This is a genomic window from Runella sp. SP2 (genome assembly GCF_003711225.1).
Classification (GTDB): domain Bacteria; phylum Bacteroidota; class Bacteroidia; order Cytophagales; family Spirosomataceae; genus Runella.
The window spans coordinates 6,917,204-6,929,564 of sequence record NZ_CP031030.1 but is presented as its reverse complement, the minus strand read 5'-3'; the positions used below and the strand labels follow the sequence as shown (position 1 = coordinate 6,929,564).

General features: G+C 45.0%; 11 protein-coding genes. 3 read left to right on the top strand and 8 right to left on the bottom strand.

The features are described 5' to 3' along the window. Window positions 1-40: 40 nt before the first annotated feature. The 4 genes from DTQ70_RS27905 to DTQ70_RS27890 form a co-directional block, all read right to left on the bottom strand. Entirely contained in the window at window positions 41-259 is a 219-nt protein-coding gene (locus DTQ70_RS27905) for a DUF6814 family protein (RefSeq protein WP_122933859.1), read from the bottom strand. Window positions 260-287: 28 nt separating this feature from the next. Further along, window positions 288-1,847: an MFS transporter gene (locus DTQ70_RS27900; RefSeq protein ID WP_122933858.1), complete on the bottom strand. Its 1,560-nt coding sequence runs from the start codon at window positions 1,845-1,847 to the stop codon at window positions 288-290. Between the two features lie 47 nt (window positions 1,848-1,894). Continuing rightward, window positions 1,895-3,286: a porin gene (locus DTQ70_RS27895; RefSeq protein ID WP_122933857.1), complete on the bottom strand. Its 1,392-nt coding sequence runs from the start codon at window positions 3,284-3,286 to the stop codon at window positions 1,895-1,897. A gap of 388 nt (window positions 3,287-3,674) precedes the next feature. Continuing rightward, on the bottom strand, window positions 3,675-4,097 hold the full coding sequence (locus tag DTQ70_RS27890) for a helix-turn-helix domain-containing protein (protein ID WP_122933856.1): 423 nt from the start codon (window positions 4,095-4,097) through the stop codon (window positions 3,675-3,677). Between the two features lie 283 nt (window positions 4,098-4,380). On the opposite strand from DTQ70_RS27890, the gene aceB reads away from it, so the two are divergent. From aceB to DTQ70_RS27870, 3 genes are all read left to right on the top strand, one after another. Beyond that, window positions 4,381-5,994: a malate synthase A gene (aceB, locus tag DTQ70_RS27885; protein ID WP_122933855.1), complete on the top strand. Its 1,614-nt coding sequence runs from the start codon at window positions 4,381-4,383 to the stop codon at window positions 5,992-5,994. A gap of 49 nt (window positions 5,995-6,043) precedes the next feature. Next, a complete protein-coding gene (aceA, locus tag DTQ70_RS27880; RefSeq protein ID WP_122933854.1) occupies window positions 6,044-7,333 on the top strand; it encodes an isocitrate lyase in 1,290 nt (429 codons plus the stop codon). Window positions 7,334-7,720: 387 nt separating this feature from the next. Beyond that, window positions 7,721-8,758: a dienelactone hydrolase family protein gene (locus DTQ70_RS27870; protein ID WP_164490245.1), complete on the top strand. Its 1,038-nt coding sequence runs from the start codon at window positions 7,721-7,723 to the stop codon at window positions 8,756-8,758. Window positions 8,759-8,846: 88 nt separating this feature from the next. Here the strand turns inward: DTQ70_RS27870 and accC are convergent, their stop codons facing one another. The 4 genes from accC to DTQ70_RS27850 all read right to left on the bottom strand — a co-directional run bounded on the left by accC (window position 8,847) and on the right by DTQ70_RS27850 (window position 12,345). Further along, entirely contained in the window at window positions 8,847-10,190 is a 1,344-nt protein-coding gene (gene accC, locus DTQ70_RS27865; protein ID WP_122933851.1) for an acetyl-CoA carboxylase biotin carboxylase subunit, read from the bottom strand. Between the two features lie 16 nt (window positions 10,191-10,206). Continuing rightward, entirely contained in the window at window positions 10,207-10,662 is a 456-nt protein-coding gene (accB, locus tag DTQ70_RS27860; protein ID WP_122933850.1) for an acetyl-CoA carboxylase biotin carboxyl carrier protein, read from the bottom strand. 35 nt (window positions 10,663-10,697) lie between these two features. Further along, on the bottom strand, window positions 10,698-11,261 hold the full coding sequence (efp, locus tag DTQ70_RS27855) for an elongation factor P (RefSeq protein WP_122933849.1): 564 nt from the start codon (window positions 11,259-11,261) through the stop codon (window positions 10,698-10,700). 94 nt (window positions 11,262-11,355) lie between these two features. Next, window positions 11,356-12,345: a beta-ketoacyl-ACP synthase III gene (locus tag DTQ70_RS27850; protein ID WP_028525185.1), complete on the bottom strand. Its 990-nt coding sequence runs from the start codon at window positions 12,343-12,345 to the stop codon at window positions 11,356-11,358. Window positions 12,346-12,361: the final 16 nt, after the last annotated feature.

Here is a 12,361-nt window from a genome sequence, read left to right as displayed (position 1 = left end):
GACAACCATTCCTAATTATAAACCCTAAACCTAACCTTATTTATTTTTCGTCGTATTCGCCCGTGAGTGCATAGTACCCAAGTATCGACATCCCACCTGCGATGATTGGCGCCAAAATAAAGGTATAAATGATGGCAGGCACGAGGTCTGTACCACCTTTGTCCCACATTGGCAATGCTTGATTGATGAAAAGATAGTAGCCTGCGTATAGGCCAATACCAATCCAAACAATTCCTAATATTCTTTTTATTGCGTTCATAATTCGTTGTCTTTTAAAAGGTTAAAGATTAGTCGTTAGCGTTTTTGTCTTCTTTAATGTACAGTAAGCCAATCACAAAACTTACCCCCGCAAGAATAATTGGATACCAAAGCCCTTCCAAGTAAGGTTGGGTGTTTACAATCGCTTGTCCCGCTTTTTCGGCCGCATCGTTGATGTCCTTCGCACGAGTTGCCAAGTAGGTAGCAATCGCAGGCATCAATCCACCAAACACCCCGTTACCAATGTGGTACGGCAACGACATCGACGAATAACGAATACGAGTGGGGAACATTTCCACCAAGAAAGCTGCAATAGGGCCATACGCCATCGTTACAAAAAGCAACAAGATAAAGACCATCAAGACAAGCGTGTTGCGGTCGCTGTTGTTGATAGTAGTTGTTTTTTTCACGTCAGGCTTAGGAGCTTCTTTGCTCGCATCGGCCAAAATCGTCACTTTCTTTACTTCTTTGTACTTGGTGCCGTCGGTAAACTCTTTGGTCGTGGTTGTGGTAATGAGTGAATCAACTTCAGAATCAGGAGCAAGCGCACGTTTTACTTCCACTTTGGTATTGGCCACAATCTCTTCTTTGTTTTTGAGATTGGTTGTTTGGTAAATCTTCTCGAAAATTGGGCGATAACAAATAATCGCTAATAACATACCTGCCAACATAATGCCTTTACGGCCGATTTTATCGGACAATGAAGCAAAAATCACGAAGAACGGCGTACCCAACAATAATCCTAAAGCAATGATAACGTTCACTTGATTGTCATCGACGTTACAGATTTTTTGCAAGAAACTCAAGGCATAAAACTGACCCGTGTACCAAACTACGCCTTGCCCCATCGTAGCCCCAAAAAGCGCCAATAACACAAATTTGAAGTTGTATTTATTGCCAAACGACTCTTTCAATGGGTTGGCAGAAGTTTTTCCTTCGGCTTTGGCTTTGGCAAAAAGTGGCGACTCGTGCATATTACGACGAATGATAAACGACACCCCTACCATCACTAATGATACCCAAAAAGGAATACGCCATCCCCAATCGTTGAAAGCTTCGGTACCAAGCGTGTTGCGCGTTACCATGATAACCAACAACGACACAAACAAGCCAATCGTCGCTGTCGTCTGAATCCATGACGTCCAGAATCCGCGTTTTTCGGCGGGTGAGTGCTCCGCTACGTAGGTCGCCGCACCGCCGTATTCTCCACCTAAGGCAAGTCCTTGCAAGAAACGAAGGAGTAATACCAAAAGGGGAGCAAAAAAGCCGATGGTTTCGTAGCTCGGGATACACCCAATCAAGAACGTAGCCCCGCCCATCAAAATCAGGGTCACCATGAAGGTATATTTACGACCAATGAGGTCACCAAGACGGCCAAAAAACAAGGCACCAAAAGGCCGCACCACAAAACCTGCCGCAAACGTAGCTAAGGTCGAAAGGAAAGCCGCCGTTGGGTTATCGGGCGGGAAAAATTTGGTAGCGATTACAGTCGCCAAACTTCCGAATATGTAGAAATCGTACCATTCGATAAGCGTACCAACCGACGAAGCTCCGATGATGTACGCTAAACTTTGTTTTTTCTCAGACATGATTAAAAAGGTTGTGAGTTTTTTAAATTTGATTAGGTTAAAAGGTATTAGAGGTAGATTTGAAGTTGGGCAATAAATTCTCCGTACTTCTTCCCTGTTCCTGAGCTAGTTAACTCTGGACGCAACGAGTACTGGGTCGTTATTTTGGCGTGATGTCCGTCAATCAACCAATTGATACCTGCATCAAAATTCGACACAGCTTTGGGAAGAGCATCAAAGTTTTTGTTGGTATAAGCCATAAAAGGTTGTACGCGCATTTTGGGTTTATCAGTAGCTTTGGGTAATAAAACCCCAACTTGCGTATAGAAAATATTTCCAGTTCCTATCATAGGTTGAGCATTCCCTGCACCTGCCATTACTTTATCGGTGCCTGTGTAAGTAGCATCAACGGCTCCTTCGTTCATGATGCCGATATTTCTCAAGTAGTTTGGACCGAAATTATACTTGAAAAAGCCCGAATAAACCGTGATAGCCGTGTTTTTTTCCTTTTTGCCAATAGGCATATCTAAGAAAGCATCGACTGACATTAGGTTTACATTGTGTTTCGCAAGCGTACCGTTGACCGACGAACGAGTACCTTCGGGCTGACTGTAAAACCCAGCGCCAATGTTAAACACCCGCTTTGTACCTAAATAAGTACCGACCTTGAATGGCAACAGGTTTGATTCTGAGTCCAAGAATTGATACTCAACATAGCCCGTTTTGGCCCATTTGCTACTTCCGTTATTATCAACGGCCACGGCCTTCGCTCCGTCTGTGACGTTGGTAGGTGTGAGGCTGGTATTAAAAGGCTTATTTAATCCAAAGCGATACTCAAGTTTGTTCAATTTTCCTTTGGCAAAAAAGCCGTATTGGCGCGCAAACTGGTCGGCATTGTCAATTGTTGCCCACGAGAAAATCGGTGAATCAACCGCCAAAAAATTAAGCGTAGAAGCCATGGTCATCCGCGATAACCCCATAAAATAGTGTAACCCCGCCCCAATACTCAAGCTTGAGTTTTTGTTTTCTTTTGTAGGTAATATCAAGTGGTATTCGTTCCAAAAATCGTGAAAAAACAACTGAGGTTTCTTGCCATTTCCGTAGCCTCCCGTTCCTGTACTTCCTGAGCCACCGCCATTGATAAATGTTTGGTTGTTAATCCCAAAGTGAGCCAAAATCATATACCGTTTGCTTACTTGCGAATAGGCCAACATCCTAAGGCGACGACCTGAAATATCAAAATTTGTTTTCTTGGCTTCTCCGCCGATTGTTGTTCCAGGGTTCAACTCAGTCGCTCTAAACCACGTTTGATTCCAAGTGATGAAGCGAATGTACTTTGTTTTTTCGGGGTTCAAATCAAGTTTGATACCCGTTGCGTAATCGGTTGAGCCTTGGCCGTGACTCGTCGTTGCCAAGAGACTACTGGCCATCAATACCAGTAAGGTTAAACACTTTTTCATAGGTTCGTTAAAAGAAAGAGGTTAAAAAAAGAGGTCGGTTCATTTTGTGTTATTCAAATATTTTTTTGAATAATCACTCGACAAAAGTGAAAGAAAGGATTTAAAAATCCGCGTGGGTGATGTTGTTATGCTAAACGCATATAGGTAGCGAACAAAAAGGCTGTTTTTAAGTAAAAATCAGTAGAAAAATATAGCATTGAAGAAGATTAAGCAATAAATCAAAGGCAATGTCGGAAGTTATCCCTATACTATTTTGGAAATACGCCTTAAAAATCATCTATTTTAATTTAGCAAACATATAGTAATTTAGCAATAAACGGCCATTTAATATAAAAAAACGGGGGTAACATCATCTGTTACCCCCGCCTCAATGCACTTATTGGTGTAATTAATCTTTGAATCTTTCCCATTTAATCATCATAAACTTATCTCCTAATTCGGTCACAATCATGCCCATTCCTTCCAAATTTTTACGGTCGGCATAAAACTCAGCCAGCTCTTTGTGATTCATCACTTTGTAGGTAGCATGGTGCGTAATTCGGTCGGGCATTTTGATCTGATACTTCTTTACCCAGTTCATCACCGACACGTGACTTACACCCAGAAGTCGCTCTATTTCACGGTAACTAACTCCCTCTATGTACAACTGAAGCGCCTTAATCACGTAGTAGGAACTTATTCCTTTGCCAAGTTTATCGACCGTAAAATTGTAATCGCATTTTTTACAACGGAAACGCTGACGGTCTTTGATGATTCCGTTCTTGACAGTTTCTAGGCTGTCGCATTTGGGGCATTTGAGTGTTGCTGCCATGAAAAAGGAATGGTTAAGTTATAATTAGAGGAAGTGTCCTATAGTAATTTACCAAAGCTAATAGGACTATTCATATAAAAAAATGTTTTTGGTCACGTTTAGTATTGTTTTGCTAATTAACTATAGTTTTCAAATTTTCTTTTTTAAGCTTTTGTCTGATTTTCAACAACTTAGCAATTTTCATCTTGCAGAAATTTTCATTTTAGCGAAATTTCGCTTGTTTTATATTTTTCGCTAACATACTTTTGAAACATCAATTACACTTCATCAACACTTGAACAAAATGAGTACTCAAACCGACACCCTCCTTGAAGGCATTGACATCACAGGAACGATGTGTAGCCAGTACGATCAAATCTTAACTCCTGAGGCTCTGCAATTTATCGCTCACCTGCACCGACGCTTTAACGGGCGTCGCCTCGAACTCCTTTGTCTGCGCGACCTTCGTACCATCGCAATTCAAAAAGGCGAAATGCCGCAGTTCCTTCCCGAAACTGCTCCTATTCGTGAAGCAGACTGGACCGTCAATGCCATTCCCAGTGATTTACAAAACCGCCGCACCGAAATTACAGGCCCCGTTGACCGCCGCATGGTCATCAATGCCCTCAATTCGGGTGCGAATGTATTTATGGCCGATTTTGAAGATGCCTCTTCTCCCACTTGGAGCAACATGATAGAAGGGCAAATCAACCTGTACGACGCGATTCGTCGCCAAATCGACTTTACGGCTGAAAATGGTAAGACCTACCAGCTCAAAGACAAGGTAGCTACGCTGGTGGTTCGTCCGCGCGGCTGGCACCTCCACGAAAAGCATTTACTCATTGATAATCAAGCCATTTCAGCCTCTTTATTCGACTTCGGTTTGTATTTTTTCCACAATGCTCATCAATTGTTGCAAAACGGCAGCGGGCCGTATTTCTATCTCCCCAAACTCGAAAGCCATTTAGAGGCACGCCTTTGGAACGAGGTATTTATCGCTGCGCAAGAATGGCTTCGTTTGCCTCTGGGCACGATTAAAGCAACGGTTTTGATAGAAACCATTTTGGCCGCCTTCGAAATGGACGAAATCATTTACGAGCTTCGTCACCACTTGGCAGGACTGAATGCGGGGCGCTGGGATTATATTTTTAGTATCATCAAAAAATTCAAAGATTATCCCGAATTTATCTTGCCCGACCGTACTCAAGTCACGATGCGAATGCCGTTTATGCGGGCTTATTGTCGGCTTTTGGTTCAAACCTGCCACAAACGAGGTGCGCACGCCATCGGTGGGATGTCGGCCTTCATTCCTAGCCGCCGCGATGCCGAGGTCAACCGCATTGCCTTCGAACGGGTAGAAGCCGACAAACAATTAGAAGTAGAAACTGGCTTTGATGGCACGTGGGTTGCGCATCCCGATTTGGTATCGGTTGCCAAAGCCCCTTTTGACGCTCTGCTTGGTGCTCAGCCTCACCAAAAACACATCAAACGCCAACATGACCGCATCGAAGCCGAAGCGCTTATCGACGTTTACATCAAGGAAGGAACCATCAGTGAAAACGGCTTACGTGCCAATATCAACATTGGTATCTTGTACATTGCCTCTTGGCTACGTGGCGTAGGTGCTGCCGCCATTCATAACCTGATGGAGGATGCCGCCACTGCCGAAATTTCGCGGGCACAGGTATGGCAATGGCTGCATCACGAGGTCAAAACCTTTGATGGACGCCCAATAACGCTCAATTGGTACAAAAACGTTTTTATCGAAGAAATCAATAAAATCAAAGAAGACGTTGGTATCGAAGCATTTACCAAAGGCCATTACGAACAAGCTGCCGAGTTGTTTGACCATTTGGTTACACAGCCTCAATTCGAGTCCTTTTTAACACTCCCCGCTTACGAGCTTTTAGAAGCTTAGCATCTTCCTCTTTTTTATCAAATACACTTCATCACAAACATCAACAACAATGAAAATCAACACACAAGACCGCATTCAATCGCTCATTGCCGATTGGACGACCAACCCTCGTTGGAACGGAATTCAGCGCCCTTACACAGCCGAAGAAGTAGTTCGCTTAGCGGGTTCGTACCAAATCGAACACTCGGTGGCTCGTATGGGAGCCGAAAAACTATGGAATTTGCTCCAAAACGACGAGTGGGTCGCTGGGTTGGGCGCACTCACAGGCAACCAAGCCGTGCAAGAAGTAGCGGCAGGCATGAAAGCCATTTATCTTTCGGGCTGGCAGGTGGCCGCCGATGCCAATTTAGCTGGGCAAATGTACCCCGACCAAAGTCTTTACCCCGCTGACAGCGTTCCAGCAGTCGTAAAACGCATCAACAATTCCCTTTTGCGGGCCGACCAAATCCAATCGGTGAGCAATGACGGTAACATCGACTGGCTTGTCCCTATCGTAGCCGATGCCGAAGCGGGTTTTGGGGGTAATCTCAATGCGTTTGAGTTGATGAAACAAATGATTGAAGCGGGGGCATCTGGCGTACACTTTGAAGACCAGCTTTCTTCGGCCAAAAAATGTGGTCACTTAGGCGGCAAAGTATTGGTTCCTACCCAAGAAGCCATCAATAAATTGGTCGCGGCCCGCCTTGCCACCGATGTCATGGGTGTACCTACGCTGGTTATTGCTCGTACCGATGCCGAGGCCGCCAATCTTATCACATCCGACATCGACGAGCGCGATGAGAAATTTATCCGTCGCGACTTGGGTCGTACGCCCGAAGGTTTCTACTACGTTCGGAACGGACTTGAGCAAGGCATCGACCGTGGTTTGAGTTACGCCCCTTATGCCGACCTGATTTGGATGGAAACAGGCAACCCCGACTTAGGACTAGCGCGTGAGTTTGCCGAAGCCATCCGCAGTCAGTTCCCCGACAAGTTGTTAGCCTACAATTGCTCACCGTCGTTTAACTGGGCGAAGTTTATGGACGAAAAACAAATGCTGAATTTCCGTGAAAAGATTGCGGAGATGGGGTATAAGTTCCAATTCATTACCTTGGCAGGCTTTCACGCCCTCAATACGGCCATGTTTGAGCTATCGTCGGCTTACGTAGAACGCGGAATGGCTGGTTTCTCAGAACTACAACAACGTGAATTTGCGCTCCAAGCAAAAGGTTTCAAAGCCGTGAAACACCAAGCTTTTGTAGGAACAGGCTATTTTGATGCGGTTCAGAATACCGTAACCGCGGGTACTTCTGCCACTGTTGCCATGAAAGGCTCGACCGAAGAAGAACAGTTTCATTAACATCCTGACTTTCCAAGTTTGGGTTTCAACAAACAACGCAACTTGGAAAGTCTAGTCACCGAATTTGTGTATATAATTCAGGGATTTAGTTTAGGGTAAATGGTTTGAAAGCAGGCAATGGTTCCGTTGTCTGCTTTTTTTCTACAAATGTTGAGCCTCTACCGAGGCTACTTTTGAATTCCTTAAATCTCCACAAACGTTGAGCCTCTGCCGAGGCTACTTGAAATTTCTCAAAAATTTTTGTCTGCGCACTAATGGTTTTCGGACGGTTTAGCCAAAAAATTCCACGGCTTAGTAACGAAATTGGCAGGCTAACCGAAGATTTTTTCGAGGCTTTGAGGTTCCTCTCCAACTTTGCAGCGTCAAATTTTTAAACACATACAAGCCATGAAAACAAACAAATCAGTACGTTCAATGTTCAACACAATTCTTCAAAAAGTCCTTTTAATCGCCATTTTAGGCATTTCTCTCTTCGTTATAAGCTGCCAAGAATCCAACACAGTAGTAGCTCCAACTAGCCCTAAAACTAATGCTAGTGCCCGCCTTGCCACCGACGCCATCGCCGTCGCAACCAACGACACCGTTTACAACGTCACCTTCCAAAACGCCAAAGGATTAACACTCACCGCCAAGCTATACGTGCCTGCCCTCCAACCTGGCGAGCAGATTCCTGCCATGGTTGTGATGCACGGATGCGGCGGAATGTGGTCAAACGATAACGTAGCTGCCAACAAAATGAAAACCAATTTTAACGAATGGGCAACCGATTTTACGACCAAGAAAATTGCGTCGTTGTTTATTGATAGCTACACCAACCGCCTTGAAAATGGTCAGCCGATTGTAGAGTTTTGCGGCCGTACTCCGCTCAACGATAGCATTTGCTCTCCTGTCTACGAACGCACCTACGATGCCTACGCTGGTTTGGCTTATTTGCGCAGCTTGCCTTACATTCAAGGAAGTCGAATTGGGTTGATGGGCTTCTCTCACGGAGGTTCTACCACGATGGCCGCCCTTGTCAATACTACATTGGTCACCAAAAGCCAATGGACCGTTTGGTATCAAAATAAAACTTACAACGTAGCCGCTCCCGTTGCTCGTCCTGCCCAAGGTGGTTTCAAAACAGCCGTTGCTTATTATCCTGGCGGTGGGTTCTTTAGCTATTTTGGAAGTGTTTCGGATGCTACCAAGGGCAAATATGTCAACTACGCCCCTCTTTTGATTCTAATTGGGAAAAACGATGATTTGCTTGCTGCCACCCAAGTACAATACGACCGTGCCAAATTAAACGGTGCAGGAACAAGCATTGAGTTAGTGACTTACGAAAACGCCAACCACTCTTTCGACGAAAAAACAACGGGTGACGACGCCGTTGCCAAAGCCGCTGCTCGTACCAAAGTTTCAAGCTGGTTAGCGGCGACTTTGTAATCCTAATTGGGATAGCATAAAAAAAGCGGGCCGTACAGCCCGCTTTCCATGTTTATTTTAAGCAACAGAAACTCCGTTTTGTGCTTTATTACAAACCACTAAAATCAAATGTTTCGAGGTATTTTGTCGTAAACATTCCCGATTGGAAGCCTGCATCGTCCATCAAGCGAATGTGGAAAGGAATCGTCGTTTTGATACCTTCAATTACAAACTCTTGCAAGGCGCGCTTCATACGGGTTGTTACTTCTTCCCGCGACTGACCACTCACGATTACTTTTGCAATCATTGAGTCATAGTTTGGCGGAATCGTATAACCTGCATATACGTGGCTGTCGATACGAACCCCGTGTCCACCAGGGAAATGCAACTGCGTAATTTTTCCTGGACTTGGGCGGAAACCGTTGGCAGGGTCCTCGGCGTTGATACGACACTCCATCGCATACAGCTTTGGCGAGTAATTTTGACCCGAAATACGCTCACCAGCAGCTACTTTAATTTGCTCTTTAATAAGATCAAAATCAGTCACTTCCTCCGTGATTGGGTGTTCTACCTGAATACGTGTGTTCATTTCCATGAAATAAAACTCGCCGTATTTATCCACCAAAAACTCAATCGTTCCTGCTCCTTCGTAGGCAATCGCTGACGCTCCACGGATAGCCGCTTCGCCCATGCGCTCACGAAGCTCTGGGGATACAATTGGTGATGGCGTTTCTTCGACCAATTTTTGGTGACGACGCTGAATCGAGCAATCGCGTTCAGAAAGGTGGCAAACGGTGCCATATTGGTCACCTACTACCTGAATTTCGATGTGGCGCGGCTCTTCTACAAACTTCTCAAGGTACAAGCCATCATTTCCGAAGGCTGCTCCTGATTCCATTTTAGCATCGTCCCATGCTTTCTGAAATTCACTTTCATCTTTGATAATCCGCATCCCACGGCCACCACCACCCGCGGTAGCTTTTACAATAACAGGATAGCCAATTTCTTTGGCCAAGGCTTTACCTTCTTCCACCGATTCCAACAAACCTTCTGAACCTGGGATAACTGGTACACCCGCCGCCTTCATCGTTGCTTTGGCGGTTGACTTATCCCCCATGAAATTAATTTGCTCGGCCGTTGCTCCGATAAATTTGATGCCGTATTCGGCACAAATTCGCGAAAATTCAGCGTTTTCTGACAAAAACCCGTAGCCTGGGTGAATGGCATCAGCATTGGTAATTTCTGCGGCTGAAATGATATTTGGAATACTCAAATATGATTGTCGGCTTGGCGGAGGGCCAATACAAACAGCCTCATCTGCAAAACGAACGTGAAGGCTATCACGATCAGCAGTGGAATACACAGCGACTGTTTTTATACCCATTTCGCGGCAAGTACGGATAATGCGCAATGCAATCTCCCCGCGATTGGCGATTAGTATTTTCTTGAACATGAGTTTTTGGAAATTGTTAAGCAGGCTCTACCAAGAACAATGGCTGGTCGTATTCTACAGGCGTAGCATTTTCAACCAATACTTTTACGATACGACCTGATACTTCCGATTCGATTTCGTTGAAAAGCTTCATCGCTTCTACAATACAAACCACTTTTCCAGTTGCAACTTCGTCGCCTACTTCTACAAACGAAGGTTTATCTGGCCCGCCTGAACGGTAGAAAGTACCAATCATTGGTGATTTGATGGTCAAATACTTCGATTCATCCGCTTTAGCAGGAGCGGGTGCTGCTGCTGGTGCAGGAGCGGCCACTACTGGCGCGGCGGCTACGGGAGCAGGAGCAGCGGCAACCACGGTAGTCACGGCGTTGCGCTTTACGCTTACCTTAAACTCACCAGTTTCGATGTTTACTTCGTCCAAACTAGAGTGAGCAATGAAATCGAGTAATTTCTGAATGTCTTTAATTTCCATTGTTGTTTGAAGTTAGGTTGTTGGAGACTTTCGTCTTACTTAACGCGTTCTGAGTACTCTCTGGTAGCTGTTTTGATGCGGATTTTATCTCCTTGTTCGATAAACATAGGCACCATGATGCGCGCTCCCGTTTCTACTTCTACTGCCTTGCGAGGGTTGTTGGCAGTATCGCCTTTAATGCCTGGCTCTGCATATACTACTTCCAAGTCAACTGTGGCTGGAAGTTCGCACGTGAGGGGTGCTTCGTTTTCAGTATTCAATAAAATTTCTACGACTTGGCCTTCTTTCATCAAGTCAGCCCCGTCAACCAATTTTTCGTCGATTGAAATTTGCTCAAACGATTCATTGTCCATAAAGTTGAAGCCAGCTTCGTCCTTGTACAAGAATTGAAACTCTCGGCGCTCTACGCGCACAGGGTAGATTGCCACCCCTGAGTTAAAGGTATTGTCCAACACTTTACCACTGGTAAGGCTTTTAAGTTTTGTACGTACAAAAGCCGCCCCTTTACCTGGTTTAACGTGTTGAAACTCGACAATTTGAAACAAATCGTGGTTAAAATTAATTACTAATCCATTACGGATGTCTGCAGTTGTTGCCATTTTAGTATGAATCGTTAATTCATTAGATTGAAGGCCACGAATAATCCTAGCCTCTTATCGAAATTTGATTTTTGAGAATTGAGAAGTTTCCTCGTTAATACGCCCATTTTACATATACCGACCCCCACGTAAAGCCTCCTCCAAATGCAGCAAAAATGAGATTATCGCCTTTGTTAAGTTGCGATTCATAATCCCATAAACACAGAGGAATGGTTGCCGCAGTCGTGTTTCCGTATTTATGAATGTTCAGCATCACTTTGTCCATCCCGACTTTCATGCGGTTGGCCGTTGCGGAAATGATGCGTTTGTTGGCTTGGTGAGGTACCAACCACGCCACGTCGTCGCCTGAGAGGTGGTTACGCTCCATGATTTCAGCCGCAACGTCGGCCATATTGGTAACGGCAAACTTAAATACCGACTGACCATCTTGGTAGGCATAGTGCCAGCGTTTGTCAATCGTTTCGTGCGTGGGGGGGAAGCGGCTTCCTCCTGCTTTTTGGTGCAAGAAGGGCTGACCAGCTCCGTCTGATTTGATAATGGTATCTAAAATTCCGAGCCCTTCGGTGTTAGGTTCGAGCAAAACAGCGCCTGCTCCGTCCCCAAACAACACGCAGGTCGTACGGTCGGTATAGTCAATAATAGCTGACATTTTATCCGCTCCTACCACAATCACTTTTTTGTATTTACCCGTTTCGATAAACTGCGAACCTACCGTCAGGGCATAAATAAAGCCTGAGCAAGCCGCCTGAATATCAAAACTTCCAATGGATTTAATACCCACCATATCACAGATGAGATTGGCTGTACTCGGAAATACAAAATCGGGAGTAGTTGTTGCACAAATCAACAAGTCAATATCACCTGCCGCAGTGTTTGTTTTGGCCAAAAGCCCTTTTACTGCTTCGGCGGCCATGTGGGATGTACCCAGTCCTTCGCCTTTGAGGATATGCCGTTCTTTAATACCTGTACGGGCCGTAATCCACTCGTCGTTGGTATCTACCATTTTCTCCAACTCAGCGTTGGTTAGTACATAATCGGGTAAGTATCCTTGTATCCCCGTAATAGCCGCGCGAATTTGACTCATTTTTTACTTTGATATA